This is a genomic window from Stenotrophomonas sp. NPDC078853 (assembly GCF_044901215.1).
Lineage (GTDB): Bacteria > Pseudomonadota > Gammaproteobacteria > Xanthomonadales > Xanthomonadaceae > Stenotrophomonas > Stenotrophomonas lacuserhaii.
In genome coordinates this window covers 87036-105311 of sequence record NZ_JBJDOQ010000009.1, presented here as the reverse complement: position 1 = coordinate 105311, position 18276 = coordinate 87036, and the positions used below count along the sequence as shown (strand labels likewise).

18 protein-coding genes are annotated in these 18276 nt (G+C 66.7%); 6 read left to right on the top strand and 12 right to left on the bottom strand.

Translation table 11 applies throughout. The features are described 5' to 3' along the window. Window positions 1–82: 82 nt before the first annotated feature. From ACI2JH_RS11175 to ACI2JH_RS11150, 6 genes are read right to left on the bottom strand one after another with little or no spacing between them, the layout of a single operon-like run. Window positions 83–961, bottom strand: a complete 879-nt coding sequence (locus ACI2JH_RS11175; protein ID WP_404736214.1) for a 2-dehydro-3-deoxygalactonokinase — start codon at window positions 959–961, stop codon at window positions 83–85. Further along, on the bottom strand, window positions 958–1875 hold the full coding sequence (locus ACI2JH_RS11170; RefSeq protein ID WP_404736213.1) for an SMP-30/gluconolactonase/LRE family protein: 918 nt from the start codon (window positions 1873–1875) through the stop codon (window positions 958–960). The genes ACI2JH_RS11175 and ACI2JH_RS11170 overlap by 4 nt, the downstream gene beginning before the upstream one ends. 2 nt (window positions 1876–1877) lie before the next feature. Further along, on the bottom strand, window positions 1878–3026 hold the full coding sequence (gene dgoD, locus ACI2JH_RS11165) for a galactonate dehydratase (RefSeq protein WP_404736212.1): 1149 nt from the start codon (window positions 3024–3026) through the stop codon (window positions 1878–1880). After that, on the bottom strand, window positions 3023–3637 hold the full coding sequence (locus tag ACI2JH_RS11160; RefSeq protein ID WP_319274786.1) for a 2-dehydro-3-deoxy-6-phosphogalactonate aldolase: 615 nt from the start codon (window positions 3635–3637) through the stop codon (window positions 3023–3025). Before ACI2JH_RS11160 ends, dgoD begins: the two co-directional genes overlap by 4 nt. Before the next feature lie 7 nt (window positions 3638–3644). Beyond that, window positions 3645–4412: an SDR family oxidoreductase gene (locus ACI2JH_RS11155; protein ID WP_404736211.1), complete on the bottom strand. Its 768-nt coding sequence runs from the start codon at window positions 4410–4412 to the stop codon at window positions 3645–3647. Continuing rightward, entirely contained in the window at window positions 4409–5416 is a 1008-nt protein-coding gene (locus tag ACI2JH_RS11150) for an aldose epimerase family protein (protein WP_404736210.1), read from the bottom strand. Before ACI2JH_RS11150 ends, ACI2JH_RS11155 begins: the two co-directional genes overlap by 4 nt. Window positions 5417–5847: 431 nt before the next feature. Between ACI2JH_RS11150 and ACI2JH_RS11145 the strand changes: the two genes are divergently transcribed. After that, window positions 5848–7386, top strand: coding sequence for a M4 family metallopeptidase (locus ACI2JH_RS11145; RefSeq protein ID WP_404736209.1), 1539 nt, complete (start codon window positions 5848–5850; stop codon window positions 7384–7386). A 73-nt stretch (window positions 7387–7459) separates the two neighbouring features. On the opposite strand, the gene ACI2JH_RS11140 is transcribed toward ACI2JH_RS11145, so the two are convergent. Next, the gene (locus ACI2JH_RS11140) at window positions 7460–8464 is read right to left on the bottom strand and encodes a LacI family DNA-binding transcriptional regulator (protein WP_404736237.1); all 1005 of its coding nucleotides are present in this window, start codon (window positions 8462–8464) and stop codon (window positions 7460–7462) included. A 97-nt stretch (window positions 8465–8561) separates the two neighbouring features. On the opposite strand from ACI2JH_RS11140, the gene ACI2JH_RS11135 reads away from it, so the two are divergent. From ACI2JH_RS11135 to ACI2JH_RS11115, 5 genes are read left to right on the top strand one after another with little or no spacing between them, the layout of a single operon-like run. Beyond that, window positions 8562–9614 carry a sugar phosphate isomerase/epimerase family protein gene (locus ACI2JH_RS11135; RefSeq protein ID WP_349999146.1) on the top strand — a complete coding sequence of 351 codons (1053 nt, stop codon included), beginning with the start codon at window positions 8562–8564 and terminating at the stop codon, window positions 9612–9614. A 27-nt stretch (window positions 9615–9641) separates the two neighbouring features. After that, window positions 9642–10859 carry a nucleoside permease gene (locus ACI2JH_RS11130; RefSeq protein ID WP_404736208.1) on the top strand — a complete coding sequence of 406 codons (1218 nt, stop codon included), beginning with the start codon at window positions 9642–9644 and terminating at the stop codon, window positions 10857–10859. 12 nt (window positions 10860–10871) lie between these two features. Then, window positions 10872–11996 (top strand): Gfo/Idh/MocA family protein, encoded by a 1125-nt coding sequence (locus ACI2JH_RS11125; RefSeq protein ID WP_404736207.1) that lies wholly within the window; start codon window positions 10872–10874, stop codon window positions 11994–11996. Between the two features lie 19 nt (window positions 11997–12015). Beyond that, a complete protein-coding gene (locus ACI2JH_RS11120; protein WP_404736206.1) occupies window positions 12016–12879 on the top strand; it encodes a sugar phosphate isomerase/epimerase family protein in 864 nt (287 codons plus the stop codon). Window positions 12880–12897: 18 nt separating this feature from the next. Next, on the top strand, window positions 12898–13194 hold the full coding sequence (locus ACI2JH_RS11115) for a c-type cytochrome (protein ID WP_404736205.1): 297 nt from the start codon (window positions 12898–12900) through the stop codon (window positions 13192–13194). 29 nt (window positions 13195–13223) lie between these two features. Here ACI2JH_RS11115 and ACI2JH_RS11110 read toward each other — a convergent pair whose 3' ends face one another. The 5 genes from ACI2JH_RS11110 to ACI2JH_RS11090 form a co-directional block, all read right to left on the bottom strand. Then, the gene (locus ACI2JH_RS11110) at window positions 13224–13967 is read right to left on the bottom strand and encodes a DUF1080 domain-containing protein (protein ID WP_404736204.1); all 744 of its coding nucleotides are present in this window, start codon (window positions 13965–13967) and stop codon (window positions 13224–13226) included. 11 nt (window positions 13968–13978) lie between these two features. Then, on the bottom strand, window positions 13979–14554 hold the full coding sequence (locus ACI2JH_RS11105; protein ID WP_101098233.1) for a gluconate 2-dehydrogenase subunit 3 family protein: 576 nt from the start codon (window positions 14552–14554) through the stop codon (window positions 13979–13981). Further along, window positions 14554–16242, bottom strand: a complete 1689-nt coding sequence (locus ACI2JH_RS11100) for a GMC oxidoreductase (protein WP_404736203.1) — start codon at window positions 16240–16242, stop codon at window positions 14554–14556. The genes ACI2JH_RS11105 and ACI2JH_RS11100 overlap by 1 nt, the downstream gene beginning before the upstream one ends. A 30-nt stretch (window positions 16243–16272) precedes the next feature. Next, window positions 16273–17115: a hydroxypyruvate isomerase family protein gene (locus ACI2JH_RS11095; RefSeq protein WP_404736236.1), complete on the bottom strand. Its 843-nt coding sequence runs from the start codon at window positions 17113–17115 to the stop codon at window positions 16273–16275. Between the two features lie 293 nt (window positions 17116–17408). Further along, window positions 17409–17963, bottom strand: a complete 555-nt coding sequence (locus ACI2JH_RS11090; RefSeq protein WP_404736202.1) for a single-stranded DNA-binding protein — start codon at window positions 17961–17963, stop codon at window positions 17409–17411. Between the last annotated feature and the right edge of the window lie 313 nt (window positions 17964–18276).

Genomic DNA, 18276 nt, shown 5'->3' with positions numbered 1-18276 from the left:
GTCCTGCTTCCTTGAGGCGGGTGCCGGGATCTGTCACCGGCGTTCGGAGTGGAAAGAAGTAACCGTTGCGCCTGGCTTCCGCTTACATCGGCAGCTCACGTGCACGCGCGAGCAGGTACAGGCCCTGCGCCACGCTGTCTTCGGCGTGCCGCGTTGCCGGTCGCCCCAGCAGTGCCAGCGCGGAGATATAGGCATCGGCCAGGCCATCGGCGGCCATCACGTGCAGCGGGCCGCCCTCTGCATCGATGTCCTGCAGTTCACTGCCGATCAACAGGCCGGACAGATAGCTGGCCAACTGCGCAGGCTGCAACTGGTCGAACAGCGCGCGGGTGCGCACGCTGAACAGCCGATGCAGCAGGCTGCCTTGGCGCCCGGCCAGTGCGATGCCCTCGGCAAAGGCGGCGGCATCATCCGGCGCCTCCACCATCATCCGGCCGAGCAGGCTGTGCTGGCGCAGCACCGCGAACAGCTCACCGGTCATGAACGTGCTGAACCGCTCGATGCGCCCGTCCACCACGTGTGCGTGCTTGCTATGCGTGCCCGGCAGCACGACACGGTGCGTGCCCGGGCCCAGCAATGGCAGCAGTGCGCACAGCTGGGTCTCTTCGCCGCGCATGACGTCCGGTACGCCGTGCACATCCACGCAGCTGAGGCCCGGCACCAGCCACAGCTCGCGCTCGATGGCAGCATCGTTCAACCGCTGCATTCCCGCCGCGATCTCATGCAGCCCTGCCGGGGCCTGCACATAAGGCACCTCCCTCCAGCCCTGGCGGCTGCCCACCATCCCCGCCATCACCACCAGCGCATCGTCCCAGTCGTGGATCAGTGCCTGCAGCACCTCGGCAAACCGACCATTGGCGTTCAGCAGCCCCTGGTCGGAGCGCCGGCTGTCCACTATCTGTCCTTTACGGTCCAACCAGAACGCGCGCAGGCTGGAGCTGCCCCAGTCGATGGCGATCATGCGTCTGCGAACCGGGGTTCGGACAGGCCGCGCACGCCTTCCAGCGCGGCCCGGAACACACCTCCGCTGGCCGGCAGCGCGTGCAGTGCGGCAGCGTCCAGTCCATCCCGCGCGGAGGTGACATACAACGTGCCCAGGTCGTCGCCGGCAAATGCCACGCAGGTCGGTTGCGATGCAGGCACAGGCACGCGCAGTTCGACCTCACCGGCGGCGGAGTAACGCACCACCTGCCCCGCCCCCCATTGCGCACCCCACACGCGGCCTTCGGCATCGACCGCTGCTCCATCCGGCTCGGCGTCCCCTGCAATCAGCGCGAACACGCGCGCGTCAGTGATCGTGGCGGTGGCTGCATCGTAGCGGGCATGCATGATGCTTCGCTGCAGCGAATCGCAGTAGTACATGCCCTGCCCGTCGGGATCGAAGCCGATACCGTTGGCGATGGCCACCGGCGCGATGTCCAGCGCACGCAGGCCCTGCCCGAGCGAGTACTGATGGAAGCGCGCCGTCCGCGCATGCGCGGGATCTTCGTTGATGCAGCCGAAAACGAAGTTGCCGCTCCGGTCCAGGCGGCCATCGTTGATGCGCATGGCCGTCCCCTCCATCGGCACGTCGGCCAGGTGCTCACAGGACAGACCGGTGCCGGCAGCGTGGCGGGTGGGATCAACGAAGTACAGTGCGTCCTCCATCCCCAGCAGCAACCGGCCCGACTCACACAGCGCAAGCGACCCTACCCGCCCCGGCGTGCTCCACCACTGGGTGCTGCCCGCCTCCGGGCTGCCGCGCCAGATACGCCGGCCCTTGATGTCGGTCCACCACAGCACACGTTCGCGCGCGCACCAGACAATGCTTTCGCCCAGCGTGCAGCGGCTGTCGAAGGCCAGCGCAGCGGTCGGCAGGGTGCGGCCCTCGCCCATGCTTACCATTCGGCCACGCTCCCGTCTTCGTGACGCCACAATGGGTTGCGCCACTCACCGGCGCTACGCGCGCGTTCGACCACCACCTCTTCGTCGATCTCAACGCCCAGGCCCGGCTGGGTGAAAGGCAGGATCGAACCGCCGTGCATGGTGAAGGCGTCCTTGTTCTTGACGTAGTCCAGCAGCTCGCCGTCGGCGTTGTAATGGATGCCGATGCTCTGTTCCTGCAGTACTGCGTTCCAGCTGGCGAAGTCCACGTGCAGGCAGGCCGCCAGTGCTACCGGCCCAAGCGGGCAATGCGGGGCCAGGGCCACGTCATGGGCTTCGGCCATCGCGGCGATCTTCATGCATTCGGTGATGCCACCGGCATGCGACAGGTCCGGCTGCACGATCGACAGGCCGCCGGCGGCGAACACGCTCTTGAACTCGGTGCGCGAGAACATCCGCTCGCCGGCCGCCAGCGGAATGGCGGTGTGTGCGGCCAGGCGCGGATAGTATTCGGCCTGTTCGGCCAGCACCGGTTCTTCGATGAACAACGGGCGGTACGGCTCCAGTTCGCGGATCAGCGTCTTGGCCATCGGCCAGCCCACGCGGCCGTGGAAATCCAGCCCGAACTCGATGCTCTGGCCGAACGCCTCGCGGATTCCGGCCACCTTGGCTATGGCCGCATCGATGGTGCGGCTGGGCGCCAGCAGCGGCATTTCCTCGCAGGCGTTGAGCTTGAAGGTGTCATAGCCCAGCGCCACCCGTGCCCGGATCTGTTCGATGATGTCCGCTGGCCGGTCCCCGCCCACCCAGCAATAGGTCTTCATGCGGTCACGCACCAGCCCGCCCAGCAGCTGGTACACCGGCACGCCCAGCGTCTTGCCCTTGATGTCCCACAGTGCCTGGTCGATGCCGGCCAGCGCGCTCATGAACACCGCACCGCCGCGGTAGAAGCCACCGCGGTACATCACCTGCCAATGGTCGTTGATGCGCGCCGGATCCTTGCCGATCAACTGCTCGCCCAGCTCATGCACGGCGGCTTCGACCGTGCGCGCACGGCCTTCGACGACCGGCTCGCCCCATCCGGCCACGCCTTCGTCGGTCTCGATCTTCAGGAACATCCAGCGTGGCGCCACGCGGTAGGTGCTCAGGCGGGTGATCTTCATGCGTTCGCACTCCGCAGGGCGGCAACGAAGGCATCCGCATGGCGCGCCGTGGTGGCTGCATCCTGGCCCGGGCGATACAGCTCACCGCCCAGCCCGGCACCGGCGCAGCCGGCCTGCAGGAACGCGGCCAGGTTCTCCGTCCCGATGCCCCCTACCGCATACAGCGGCACGTCTGCAGGCAGTACGGCTTTCAGCGCACGCACATAGGCAGGACCAAACTGTGCCGCAGGGAAAAGCTTCAAACGCTGTGCACCGGCGGCCAACGCCGCGAAGGCCTCGCTGGCGGTGGCAAACCCGGCGGCGATGTCCAGTCCGCGCGAACGCGCATGCGCGATCACCTGCGGGTCGGTGTTCGGCGTCACCATCAGCCGCGCGCCGCTGTCCGCCAGGCGGTCCACATCGGCGATGTCCAGCACCGTGCCGGCGCCCACCTCGGCGTGGCCGTCGGCTTCCTGCAGGGCCAGCTGCACGCTGCCCAGCCAGTCCGGGGAGTTGGTGGGTATTTCGATCTGGGTGATGCCGGCATCGATCAACACGCGCACGTGCGCGCGCACCTCGGCCGGGGTGATGCCGCGCAGGATGGCGATCAGCGGAAGGGGGGAATGGGTCATGGCGGGCTCAGTAATAGAGTTGGCTGCGGCCGCCATCGATCAGGATGTCGGCGGCGTTGATGAAACGGGCTTCGTCACTGGCCAGGAACAACGCGGTCTGCGCGACTTCCGACGCTTCGCCGATGCGTTTGGGTGGCAGCAGTGCTTCCTGTTCCAGGCGCGCCTGGGCAGGATCGGGCTGTGATTCGAACCAGCGTTCGATGCGGTCCACCAGGATCAGCCCGGGCGATATGGAGTTGAACCGGATGCCCTTGTCGGCGTACTCCAACCCGAGCGCCTTGGTCAGGCCGATCAAGGCGTGCTTGGCCACGTTGTACGGGAAGGCGCCCTGGATGATGCGATGGCCGTGCACCGAGGCGATGTTGACCACCGATCCGCTGCCCTGCGCCAGCATGCAGGGCAGCACCGCGCGGGCGAAGTTCCAGTGGCCGCCGAGGTTGACGTCCAGGTTGCGTTGCCAGGTCAGCGAAGACAGCTCCAGCGGTGCGGAAAACACATCCATGCCCGCATTGCTGACCAGCACGTCAACCTGGCCGTGGGCTGCCACCACGCGTTCAACGAAGGCTGCCACCGCATCGGCATCACTGACATCGCCCTGCTGGAAGAGCGCGCACACCGTATCCCCGGCGCAGGGCGCGGCCTGGTCGTAGCCGGCCACGAGGGCACCGTGCGCCTGGAACAGTCCGGCGATGGCACGGCCGATGCCGTTGGCCGCACCGGTGACGATGGCCACTTTGCCGGCCAGCCGCTGTGCGGGGTCAGTCACTGCACTCATTGGGTGTCCTTGCTGAAGCGATAACGGATGCGATTGCGGTACACCGCGCCGGGCTGCAGCGTGATGTCAGGAAAGGCGGGCTGGTTCATCGCATCGGGATAGGCCTGCGGTTCGATGCAGAGGGCAGCACGTGCCTGGTACGGCCTCCCCGATGCGCCCTGCAGGCTGCCATCCAGGAAGTTTCCCGAATACACCTGCACGCCGGGCTGATCGCTCAGCACGTCCAGCACGCGGCCGGAATGCGGCTCATGCAGGCGCGCCGCCGGGCGCACGCCGGCGTCTGCCGGGGCATCGAGAATCCAGTAATGATCCAGGCCCCCGGCGACCTGCAACTGGGCATCGCCAGCGGCTGACAGCGCGTGGCCGATCGCGCGTGCGCGGCGGAAGTCGAAGGCGCTGGCGGCCACCTCCGGGCGTTGTCCGGTGGGCGTGAGCGCTGCGCCCAGCGCCACCATGCGCGATGCAGGCAGCGTCAGAAGATGCGCGTCCACCACGCCCGCCCCTTCGCCGGCCAGGTTCCAGAACGGATGATGGGTCAGGTTGACCACCGTGGGGCGGTCGCAGGTGGCGGCGTAGTCCACGTGCAGGGTGTCGGTATCATCCAACCGATAGTCCACGGTGACCGTCAGCGCGCCCGGGAAACCCTGATCGCCATGCGGGCTGACCAGTTGCAGCCGCGCGCGGTCACGGCGCACGCCCAGCCATTGCCAGTCACGGGCATCGAAGCCGTCCGGTCCGCCGTGGTGGGCGGTGAGGCCATCGACCGAATCGAGCCGATGATGCTGGCCGTCGAGCACGAAGCCAGCGGTGCTGATGCGTCCAGCTACCCGGCCGATGCTGGCACCAAAGAATGACCGACCCGACGTCCGCTGGCTCTGCTCGGCATGGCCGAGCACCACATCTGCGAACTGCCCGTCACGGTCCGGCACCCACATGCCCGCCAGGGCGGCGCCGCGCTGCGCGATCTCTGCCCGCAGCCCATGGGCGTTTTCCAGCATCACCATGCAATCCACGCTCCACGCCAGGGAACTCCAAGGGCACCACGATTCCACAGTTCGGAGGCGGTGCGACGCGGCCATCGGCCTGGATTTCAATTAAACAAATAATACTACAATTGAAAAGTTGCACTGCAGCATGGTCTGCGCGCTGCATGCCTGCCTTTCCTGGCCTCCCGAACACCCCAGCCAGGCCTCCGGATTTGCTGTCCCGCAGGTCAGGCATTCAAGTACACGAGGGTAGGGAAAAACGAGAATCACGCCGGGCCTGGAGGCCGATCCCTCCTGTCACGGGGCGGCGCAGGCCCGGCCGTCGCATCCTCCGCCGTTGCTGCAGCGCTCACCCCGAACCACGGTGTCCTCGCCGGCGGTGCCTCCCCTGGAAGCGCGATCTTCCTGCAGGGCTACCGCTCCGGCATCCATCCAGCGAGGAACCACCCATGATCCGCCTGCCATCCCGCAGCCTGCTGTCCCTCACCCTGCTTTCCGCCGCGATACTCGCCGCACCTGCGGGCGCCGCCGAGCGCATTGCGCTGCATCGACTCGACCGCGTGGCGATCGCGGCGTTCGCCACCGGCAACGCCGGTGCCTCTGCATCGCCGTCGCTGCTCGGGCTGGATGCCGGTTCCAGCTTGCGACTGCTGTCCAGCCATGTCGACCGCAACGGCGTGCAGCATCAACGCTTCGAGCAGTTGCACCAGGGCGTACCCGTGTTTGGTGAACATGTGGTGGTCGCCACCGCCGCCAGGGGCCAGGTGCGGAGCCTGTTCGGTACCGCAGTCGCCGCACTGCAGCCGGAGGTTCCCGACGTGGCACCCCGCATCGACGGCGCGCGTGCTGCGGCCATCGCCAAGGCCAGTGCCCCCGGGATGCGTGCCGGCGGCATGCAGATACAGAACCAGAACCAGCGGCTGATGATCCATCTCGATGCACACTCGGTCGCACGGCTGGCCTGGGTGGTGGATTTCCTGGCCGAGGGCGAGGGCCACGCGTCCAGCAGGCCGTTCACCATCGTCGACGCGATGAACGGCGACGTGCTGGAGCAATGGGAGGGCCTGGCCACGGCGAAGATCGGCATCGGTCCCGGCGGCAATGAAAAAACCGGCCAGATCGCCTACGGCGCGACTGCTCCCTATTTCGACATCACCGCTGATGGCGCAACCTGCACGCTGGAGAACGAGAACGTAAAAACCATCAACCTGGACCACGGCCGATCAGGCTCGGTCACGGCAGCACACAGCTTCAGCTGCCCGCAGAACACAGTCAAAGCCATCAATGGTGCCTACTCCCCATTGAACGATGCGCACGCCGCTGGCGGCGCCGTGTTCGACATGTACCGCGACTGGCTGGGCACCGCACCGCTGCGGTTCCAGCTGGTGCTGCAGGTCCATTACGGAACGGGTGTCGAGAACGCAGGCTGGGATGGCCGCACCATGTCGTTCGGCGATGGGATGTTCGAGTTTTATCCGCTTGTTGCACTGGATGTAGTCGGTCATGAGGTCTCCCATGGTTTTACCGAACAGAACTCCGGGCTGATCTACAACTCGCTGCACTCCGGCGGCATGAACGAGGCGTTCTCGGATATCGCAGGCGAAGCCGCCGAGTATTACCTGAAAGGCAGCAACGACTTCCTCGTGGGTGCCGAGATCATCAAGGGTGACGGTGCGCATCGCTACTTCGAAGACCCGACGCGCGACGGCAGTTCGATCGGCCACGCGCGCGATTTCCGTCCGGGCATGGACAATCATTACTCGTCCGGCGTCTATAACAGGGCCTTCTACCTGCTTTCCCATCGCGAGGGCTGGGATATCCGCAAGGCGTTCACTGCGATGGCGACGGCCAACCAGAACTACTGGACGCCAAGCAGCACGTTCGAAAGCGGCGCCTGCGGCGTCATTGCCGCCGCACGGGACCTGGATTACCCGGTCGAAGACGTGGTGATCGCATTCGATGAGGTCGGCGTGCGCTGCGATGCCTGAGCGCGCCGTGGCGTGATGCAGGCAACCGGATCCGGCAGGCATCGCGCCTGCCGGGCCATCCCCACGCCCGTCATCACTTCGTTGGCGCACTCGTCGAGCCGCGCACCATCAGGCTGAAATCCAGCGTCTGCTGAAGCGGCACATCCCGACCTTCGATGATGGCCAGCAACAGGTTGACCGCGCAGGCGCCGATTTCCCGCATCGGTTGCCTGACGGTCGTCAACGCCGGCGTCAGGTAGCGGGACGAGGCCAGGTCGTCGAAGCCCACGATGGACAGGTCATCGGGCACACGGACGCCCAGGTCCCGGCAGGCCGCCAACGCCCCCAGCGCCATCTGGTCGCTGACGCAGAAGATCGCCGTGGGTGCGGGCGTGCGGGCCAACAACGCCAGCGCCGCCGCATGGCCGGATTCCACGGAAAAGTCGCCCGGCTCGACGGTAAGTTGGCGCAGACGACCGTGCGCCTTGCCAGCCGCACGCACGCCTTCCAGCCGTTGCTGGTGCAACGGATTGCCGGGCGGCCCACCGATGACCGCGATCCGCTCGTGGCCCAGTGCATACAGGTGTTCCATCACCGCCCGCGCGGCGGCCGCGTTATCGATGTGGACGCTGGGGATGCCCAACGCGGGATCGAACTCGCAGCCATTCACCACCGGCGCGCCGGCACCCCGTTGCTGCACGATCGCGCGCGCCGTCGGCGGCAGGCGATGCCCCAGCACGATCAGGCCGTCGGCCTCGTTGCGCCGGAGCATCTGCGCATAGCGCTCCTCGCGATCGGGCTGATGCTGCGTGTCGCCCAGCAGCACGGCGTAGCCGATCGCCTGCGCCGCCTCCTCCGCGCCCTGCAGGATCTGCGCGAAGAACGGATTGGCGATATCCGGAACGGTGACCAGGATCTTGCCGCTGCGCTGGGTCTTCAACGTCCGGGCCACCGTGTTGGGCACATAGCCCAGGGCGGCGGCGGCCTGTTCGATGCGGCTGCGCGTGGCCGGCAGGACCTTGTCCGGCCGGGAAAGCGCGCGCGACACCGTTCCGGCGGAGACGCCGACGTGTTTTGCGATGTCGTAGATGGTGGCCATGGTTTTTTGGTCTTCGGTGCCGCTGTGCACTGCACAACAGCTCCTGCAGGAGGCCCTGCTAGGATAATGCAATCGATTGCATCGAGGGCGAATCACCTTGAAGACGGTCAAAGGTCCCGCGCTGTTCCTGGCGCAGTTCATCGGTGACACCCCCCCGTTCGATCAGCTGGACACGCTGGCCGGATGGGCCGCAGGGCTGGGCTATTCCGGCCTGCAGGTACCGACCAGCGATCCGCGTCTGTTTGATCTGGCCGAGGCGGCGCGCAGCCAGGCGTACTGCGATGACATCGCCGGCACGCTGGCCGCGCAGGGCGTGCAGGTCACCGAGTTGTCCACCCATCTGCAAGGGCAACTGGTCGCCGTCCATCCCGCCTACGACAGCCTGTTCGACGGCTTCGCGCCACCGGACAAGCGCGGCGATCCGCCCGCGCGCCAGGCCTGGGCAGTAGAGCAGCTGCTGCTGGCCGCCAAGGCCAGCCAGCGGCTGGGTCTGAAGGCGCATGCCACGTTCTCCGGCGCGCTGGCCTGGCCCTACTTCTATCCGTGGCCACAGCGTCCGCCCGGGCTGGTGGAAGAAGCCTTCGCCGAACTCGGCCGTCGCTGGCGCCCCATCCTGGATGCCTTCGATGCCTGCGGGGTGGACCTGTGCTTCGAAATCCACCCGGGCGAGGACCTGCACGATGGCGCGACCTTCGAGCGCTTCCTCGACGTGGTGGACCACCATCCGCGCGCGAAAATCCTGTACGACCCCAGCCACCTGCTGCTGCAGCAGATCGACTACCTCGGCTTCATCGACCGTTATCACGCACGCATCGGCATCTTCCACGTCAAGGACGCGGAGTTTCGCCCCAGCGCGCGCAGTGGCGTGTATGGCGGCTACCAGGACTGGATCGATCGTCCTGGGCGGTTCCGCTCGCTCGGCGACGGCCAGATCGACTTCAAGGCGATTTTCTCGAAGTTCGCCCAGTACGATTTTCCGGGCTGGGCGGTGCTGGAGTGGGAATGCTGCCTGAAGCACCCGGAAGACGGAGCGCGGGAGGGCGCCGCCTTCATCGGCGACCACATCATCCGCGTGACCGAGCGCGCCTTCGACGACTTCGCCGACAGCGGCGCGGATACGCAGTCACTGCATCGCATGCTGGGGATCTGAGCCACCACCGCCCTGGGAGGGGTAGCCATGACGTACGCCATGTCGCGCTTGGGCGCGATGATGTTCCTGCAGTTCTTCATCTGGGGCGCATGGTTCGTGACCCTCGGTACTTACCTGGTGCAGGGCCCGCTGCAGGCCAGCGCCAGCCAGGTGGCGACGGCCTTCCTCAGCCAGTCCATCGGCGCCATCGTGGCGCCCTTCCTGGTCGGCCTGGTTGCCGACCGCTACTTCGCCGCCCAGCGCATCCTCGCGGTGCTGCACCTGGCCGGCGCGGTGCTGATGTGGATGGCCTCCACGGCGACCGACTTCGGCACGTTCTCCGCCTGCGTCATGGGCTACATGCTGCTGTTCATGCCGACCCTGGCGCTGGCCAACAGCGTGGCGATGCGGCACATGCAGTCGCCCGAAAAGCAGTTTCCGCCCGTGCGTGTCGCCGGCAGCGTCGGCTGGATCGTGGCGGGCGTGCTGATCGGCTGGCTGGGCTGGGAGCAGGCACATCGTCTCGAGCTGACCTTCCAGATGGCGGCCATCGCCTCGCTGGTGCTGGGCCTGTACGCCTTCACGCTGCCGCACACGCCGCCGCTGGCCCGGCAACGCGACGCCGGGCTGGGGCAGATCCTGGGGCTGGATTCGCTGCGGCTGCTGAAGTCGCGCTCCTACCTGGTGTTCTTCCTGGCTTCCATCGCCATCTGCATCCCGCTGGCGTTTTACTACAACTTCACCAACCCCTACCTCAACGACCTGGGCGTGCGCGGCGCGGCGGGCCTGCAATCGCTGGGCCAGGTATCCGAAGTGCTGCTGATGCTGGCGATGCCGTTCCTGTTCGTGCGGCTGGGCGTCAAGGCGATGCTGGCCGTGGGCATGGCCGCGTGGGTGCTGCGCTACGTCATGTTCGCCTTCGGCGATGCAGGCGGCGGCTTCACCCTGCTGGTGATCGGCATCGTGCTGCATGGCATCTGCTACGACTTCTTCTTCGTCACCGGGCAGATCTACACCGATGCCCATGCCGGCCCCGCCGCGCGCAGCAGCGCGCTGGGTTACAACCCCCTCCCCACCTACGGCGTGGGCATGCTGATCGGCACCTTCCTGTCCGGCGCGGTGGTGGAGCACTACACCACCGCGGCCGGTCCGGACTGGCAGAAGATCTGGCTGTTCCCCGCAGGCGTCGCGCTGGTCGTGCTGGTCGCCTTCCTGCTGCTGTTCCGCGACCGGCCGGTGGTCGCGGCCGCCCCTTCCACACCCTGAGGAGCACAGACGATGCGCACGCTTGGAATCGCCATTGTCGGCACCGGCATGATCGGCGCGGTGCACCGTCGCGCGGCCCTGCTCGCCGGTGCCACGGTACGCGGCGTGGCCGCCTCATCGCCGCAGCGCGCACACGAAGTGGCGCAGTCGTGGAATGTCCCGCGCGCCTACCGCGATATCGACGAAGTCCTCGCTGATCCGCAGGTCCAGGTGGTGCACGTCTGCACGCCCAACCACCTGCACCGCCGCATGGCGCAGGCGGCACTGGAAGCGGGCAAGCACGTGATCTGCGAGAAGCCGCTGGCGACCACGCTGGAAGACGCGCAGGCGTTGGCCGCAGTGGCCGCTTCGAGCGGGCTGGTCGCCACGGTGCCCTTCGTCTACCGCTACCACCCGGTGGTGCGCGAGGCGCGCGCACGCGTCGCCCAGGGCGAACTGGGCCCGCTGCACCTGATCCACGGCAGCTATCTGCAGGACTGGCTGCTGGATCCGGCCAGCAACAACTGGCGCGTGGACCCGGCACTGGGCGGCGCCTCACGCGTCTTCGCCGACATCGGCTCGCACTGGTGCGACCTGGTGGAATGGGTCGGCGGCGAGCGGTTCGTCGACGTCAGCGCGGCGTTCGCCACGGTGATAGGCGAGCGCGGCACCCTGGCCGGGCAGAGCTTCAGCACACCGGCGGCGGGCGGCGCGATGCAGCCGGTGGCGAGCGAAGACGTGGCCGCGGCGATGTTCAGGACCAGCGCCGGCGCCCTCGCCTCGCTGACGGTCAGCCAGGTCTCGGCGGGCCGCCACAATCGTCTCTGGTTCGAGATTGATGGCGCCAAGGCGAGCGTGGCGTTCAACCAGGAAGATGCCGAGCGGCTGTGGATCGGCCTGCCCGACCAGCGCGAAGAAATCTTCGTGCGTGGGCCGGGCGCCGGCAGTGCCGAACAACGCCGGCTGTCGGCCTTGCCGGCCGGCCACGCGCAGGGCTACGGCACCTGTTTCGAAGCCTTTGTCGCCGATACCTATCAGGCCATCGAAGGCGAGCAACCGCAGGGCCTGCCCACCTTCGAAGACGGCCTGCGCTCGGCGTTGATCGTCGACCGCGTCATCGCATCGGCCAGGACGCGCGCCTGGGCCCCCATCGGTTGAATCCCCGGAGGATCTGTTGATGAACATCGCCGCACGCACCGCCCCTCTTGTCCTGCTGTTGTGCGCTGTCCTGCCCGCCTTCGCCGGCGAAGCCGCCGCCCCGCAGAAGCCCATCGCGGTGCAGATGTACACGCTGCGCGACGCCGGCACGCTGGACCAGCAGTTGCAGATCGTCCACGACGCCGGGGTACACGCGGTGGAGACCGTCGGCACGCAGAACGTAAGCGCGGCCGAACTCAAGCAGCTGCTGGACCGGTATGCCATCAAGGTGGTGTCCTCGCACGTGCAGCTGGCAGAGCTGCGCAACGACCTGGACAGCGTGATCGCCTTCAACCGCTCCATCGGCAACACGACGCTGGTGGTCCCGTACCTGGACGAGAAGGAACGCCCGACCGACGCCGTCGGCTGGACCGCACTCGGCCAGGAACTGGGCCGCATCGCCAAGCGGGCGCGCGCCAAGGGCATGCGCATGGCCTACCACAACCACGATTTCGAACTGGTCGACTTCGACGGCACGACCGGCCTGGAGCTGCTGTTCGCCGCGGCCGGGCCCGATCTGCAGACCGAGCTGGACCTGGCCTGGGTAGCGCGTGCCGGCCATGACCCGGCGCTCATGCTCGGGAAGTTCCGCGGCCGGGTGTTCGCGGTGCACGCCAAGGACAATGCGCCCAAGGCGCAGGCCGAAGACGAAGGCGGTTTCGCGGCGGTCGGCCAGGGCGTGCTGGACTGGAACACGATCCTGCCCGCTGCGGCGTCTGCCGGCGTGCAGTGGTACATCCTCGAGCACGACCATCCGCGCGATCCGGCCACCGTCATCCAGACCGGCGCGGACTATCTGCGCAACCACCTGACCGCCACCCTGCCAGCCAGCGCAGCGCGCTAGCACGCCAAGGAAACCCACTTGAAAAAGATCCTGACAACCGCCGTGGTTCTATCGGCGGCGACCTTTGCGAACGCGGCCTGGTCCAAGGACGACCCTGCCGCCGGCGAGAAACTCTACGCAACCCACTGCACGGCCTGCCATGGCGCCGATCGTGCGGGCATGCCGGGCGCGTTTCCCGCGCTCACCGACGTCGGCAAGCGCCTGCAACCGGCGCAGATCAAGGAAAAGATCAGCAAGGGCGGCGGCCTGATGCCGCCCTTCTCGCAGCTTTCCCAACAGGAGATCGACGACATCACCAGCTTCCTGGCGAAGTAGGATCGCCGCGACGGGATGGCGCCGTGCGCTTACAGTTCGCGCACCCAAATGTTGCGGTAGCTGACCGCCGAATCGTGTTCCTGCAGGGAGATCGGCGCGCAGTCATGCGGCGCATATGAAGGCGCCCCGATGTACTCGGTCTTCCCCGCCAGCACCGTGTCATCCTGCACCAGCACGCCGTTGTGCAGCACGGTGATGCGCGCGGGCGAGGTCAGCCCGCCGCCCTGCGAAAAGCGCGGCGCCTTCCAGATGATGTCGTAGGCCTGCCACTGGCCCGGCGCCCGCGAGGCATTCACCAGCGGCATGGCCTGCTTGTAGATCGAGCCGGCCTGGCCGTTTGCGTAGGTCGGGTTGTCGTGACTGTCCAGCACCTGCAGTTCGTACAGCTCCTGCAGGAAGATGCCGCTGTTGCCGCGGTCCTGGCCGTCGAAGCCGGCCGTTGCGCTGGGCGAGCGCCATTCAACGTGCAGCTGCATATCGCAGAACCGCTGCCGGGTGCGGATGCCCTTGCTGCCCGGCACCACCGTCAGCGCGCCATCGTCGACGCGCCATGGCACGCGTCCGCCCTGCTCGGATTCCCACGCGGAGACATCCTTGCCATCGAAGAGCACGATTGCATCGGAGGGCGCGCCGCCGATGGGGGTGGCCACGCTCGCAGGCACCGGTTTCCACACCTCGGTCCTGGTGGGATCGCGCGCGGGGTCGCCGCTGGCCTGCGAGAACACGGGCGCGGTGGCCAGCAGGCAGGCGGCAGCCAGCAGCGGTCTGGTCATTATGTTTTTCATCAGCTGGTCGCCCACGCGGGCGTGCCGGGCACATAGGCGAGATCGCCCTCATAACGGCCCGGTACGGCGACGTACTTCAGGACTTCGGTCGCGCCGACCTTCGAGGTGAAAAAGCCGAAGATGGTCAACTGCTTGAACATCGTGAAGTAGTGCGGCACCGCGTCGGTGGCTTCTGCGGCGCCCGTGTCATCCACCTCGACGATGCGTTTCCCGGCCTCCGCATCCAGCGTGCGCAGCAGTTCGGTGCGGTCCTGCGCGGTGAGCGCCACGAAGCGGCCACCGGCGCGTTTGTCGATATCGGCCAGGCCGGCGCGGAACGCCGCCTGCTGCGCGGCGGTGTAGCAGTCGCTGACGAATGTCGCCATGAACGCGCCTGCGCCGGCGTCCTTCGCCCCCGGCGTGCCGGTGCGCGGCAGGATGGTCTCGGCGATCTCGTCCAGCGTGGCGACATCGGCGGCGGAGAAGGCGCTCTTCGAGCCCGTGGAGGGCACCTGTCCGTTGGCCAGCGCAGGCACGCCGACCATCGCCGCACCGGTGGCGGCAACGATCATCTTCAGCAGTTCGCGGCGGTCCATCAGAGATTCCCCGCTTTCAGTTCACGCACCGCGTGGTCGGCAGCCCGCGCGGTCAGGGCCATGTAGGTCAGCGAAGGATTCACGCAGGCGCTGGAGGTCATGCAGGCGCCGTCGGTTACATAGACATTGGGCGCATCCCAGACCTGGTTGTGCTGGTTCAGCACCGAACTGCTGCGCTCCCGGCCCATGCGCGCGGTACCCATTTCGTGGATGCCCTTGCCCGGGGCGTAGTCGTTGTCGTGCATCTTCACGTCCTTCACGCCAGCGGCCTCCAGCATCTCGGCGGCGTCTGCGGCCATGTCCTTGCGCATCGCCGTTTCATTCGCGCGCAGGGAAACGTCCATCGCCAGCACCGGCAGCCCCCACTTGTCTTTCTTGTCGCTGTCCAGGCGGATCGTATTGTCATGGTGCGGCAGCATTTCCCCGAACCCGGTCATGCCGATACGCCAGTCGCCCGGCACGGTCAGCGCTTCCTTCAGATCGGCGCCGATGTTCATTTCGGCGATCTCGCGCGACCAGCCGTTACGGCTTGCACCGCCCTGGTAACCGAAACCGCGGGAATAGCCACGCTTGTCATCGGTGCTGACATTGCGGAAACGCGGGACGTAGAAGCCGCAGGGGCGGCGACCGAAGTAATACTTGTCATCGTAGCCTTCGACCCGGCCGGAGGCCCCCGCGCCGAAATGATGGTCCATTACGTTGTGCCCAAGCTCACCGGACGAAGACCCCAGCCCGCCTTCCCAGACATCGGTGGCCGAGTTCATCAGAAGCCAGGTCGAGTTGAACGAGGAGGCATTGAGGAAGATGACGTTGGCGGTGTACTGGTACGTCTGTCCGTTTTCCGCGTCTATTATCTCCACCCCGCGCGCCCGCTTGCGGTCCTTGTCGTACAGCACTTCCTTGACGATCGAGAACGGCCGCAAGGTCAGGTTGCCGGTCTTCATCGCCGCCGGCAGCGTCGCCGACTGCGTCGAAAAATACGCGCCGAACGGACAGCCCAGGATGCACTTGTTGCGGTACTGGCAGTTGACGCGGCCCTGTTCGACCTTCGGCTGGGTGATGTTCGCGGTGCGCGAGTGGATCATGTGGCGGGTACCACCGAATGCCTTCTCGATCCGCGCGGCCACGTCCTTCTCGACGATGTTCAACGGGATCGGCGGCAGGAACTCGCCATCCGGCAATACGTCCAGTCCCTCGCGCGTGCCGGCGATGCCGGCGAACTTTTCCACGTGGTCATACCAGGGCGCGATGTCGGCGTAACGGATCGGCCAGTCGGTGGCGATGCCGTCCTTCAGGTTCGCCTCGAAATCCAGGTCCGACAAGCGATAACTCTGCCGGCCCCACATCAGCGAGCGACCACCGACGTGATAGCCGCGGAACCAGTCGAACCGTTTGGTCTCGATGTAAGGCGAGTCTTTCTCGTTGGCCCACATGCCCTCGAGATTCTCGGCAAGGCCGTAATCACGCATCAGCACCGGGAAGTCCGCCTTCATCGCCTGCGTGGGCCGGTTGCGATGCGGGAAATCCCATGCCTCCTTCATCGCGTTGACATAGCCCTTGACGTGCTCGATGTTGCGTCCGCGTTCGAGCATCAGCACCTTCAGGCCTTTTTCGGTCAGTTCCTTTGCCGCCCAACCGCCACTGATTCCGGAGCCGACGACGATCGCGTCGTAATGATTGTCTGCCATGGGTTCTGCTTCACCTTGGTGGATATCGTTTCAGACGTCGCAGAGGCGTATCGCCTCGCGCAGCGAGCCAACGGGATCGGGCGCTGCAGGCATGAATTCCTGCGCCAGATACCCATCGAAGCCGGTGTCGCGGATCGCGCGACAGATGGCGGGGTAATGCAGTTCCTGCTGGTCTCCTATCTCGTGTCGGCCAGGCACGCCTGCGGTGTGGTAATGCTTGAACCACGCGTGATGCCTGCCGATGGTGGCGATGATGTCGCCCTCCATGATCTGCATGTGGTAAATGTCGTAGAGCAGGCCGAAATGCGCCGAACCGATCCGCTGGCACAGGTCCACGCCCCAGGCGGAGTGGTCGCACAGATAATCCGGATGATCGACCCTGGAGTTCAGCAGCTCCATCACCAGCACTACGCCGCGCTTCTCGGCGTGCCGGAGGATGCGCTTGAGGCCAGCCTCGGCATTGGCCATGCCCTCCTGCGTATCCATGCCGTTGCGGTTGCCGGAAAAACAGATCAGGTTGCGATAGCCGGCATCGGCCACCAGATCGATGTGCCGCGTGTAGCGCGCCACCAGTTCATCGTGGAACCGGCGATCGGCGAAGCCCTTTTCCAGGCTGATCTCCGCGCCGTTGCACATGGAGCTGTCCACGCCGTGGGCCTTCAGCGTGGGCCAGTCGTTCGGGCCGACCAGGTCGATGGCGGAAAAGCCGAGGTCCTTGACCGTCTGGCAGAGCTGGGCGACCGACTGCTGCGGGAACGTCCAGCGGGCGACGGAATGCTTGAGGTTGCCCTTCAGCGATGTGCTGGCGGTGTCTGCGGCGCGCGCGGGCAGGATGCTGGCAGCGCCGAGGCCGACGCTTCCGGCGACGGCCATGCGCAGGGCGTCACGTCGCGTCAGCATTCGGCCTTGGATCGATCCAGTCGGATGGCTGGGCATCTGCTTTCCGGCCTCCCAACCGGTATCAAACGCAACGATTCATCTAAATGCAATCGATTGCACCATAGGACAGGCCATCGTTTTTTTGCAAGACGCAGTGCACGAAAATGGATGCTGCAAGGCACAACGCGGCGCATGCCGGACGGCTCTGGCCGGTCCGTCGGCCACAAAAAAGCCCCGTCGGAACGGGGCTCTTTCAAACGTCTCGAAAGCTGGCAGCAGACGCTGCGTCAGAACGGAATATCGTCGTCAGCGAAGTCGTCCATCGGCGGCGCCTGCTGCGGCTGCTGCTGCGGACGCTGCTGGCCGTAGCCGCCGCCCTGACCACCCTGGCCGCCCTGGCGCTGACCGCCGCCGCCGCCGCCGTATTCCTGGCGCGGGGCCTGCTGGCGCTGCGGACGATCGCCGCCGTAGTTGCCACCGCCCGCGCCGCCACCGCCGCCGCCTTCACCGCGGCCGCCGAGCATCTGCATTTCATCGGCGATGATGTCGGTCGAATACTTTTCCACACCGTCCTGGCCGGTGTACTTGTCGTAACGCAGGCTGCCTTCGACGTACACCGAGCTGCCCTTGCGCAGGTATTCACCGGCGATCTCGCCGAGCTTGCCGAAGAACACCACGCGGTGCCATTCGGTCCGCTCCTGCTGGTTGCCATCCTTGTCCTTGCGGACGCTGGTGGTGGCCAGGCTGATACGGGTGATGGCCATGCCGCCCTGGGTGTACTTCACGTCCGGGTCGTTGCCGAGGTTGCCGACCAGGATGACTTTGTTGATGCCACGCGCCATAGGAGTGTTCTTCCGTTGTCCGGGGACGGTCCGGGCGGGCCTTGGGGGCGCCGGCGCGGGACCGCCCCAGTGAATTGGGGGGATTGCAGAACGCCCCATGTTACCACCGGACGGGCGCTGGACTCGGGCGGGATTGGGTCTTGCGGGGTCGGGTTCTGCCCGTGTGGGGGCCGGGCGAGCGGGGTTTGGCGGTTTGGGGTTTCCGGGGGCCGGCGGGGATGTCGGCCTGCGGGGGGATCCCGCCGAGCGTGGCTCGGCGCTACCGGTTTATGAGGGCGGCAGGATCATGGGGACGGCAGGGGCGCGCGGGCGG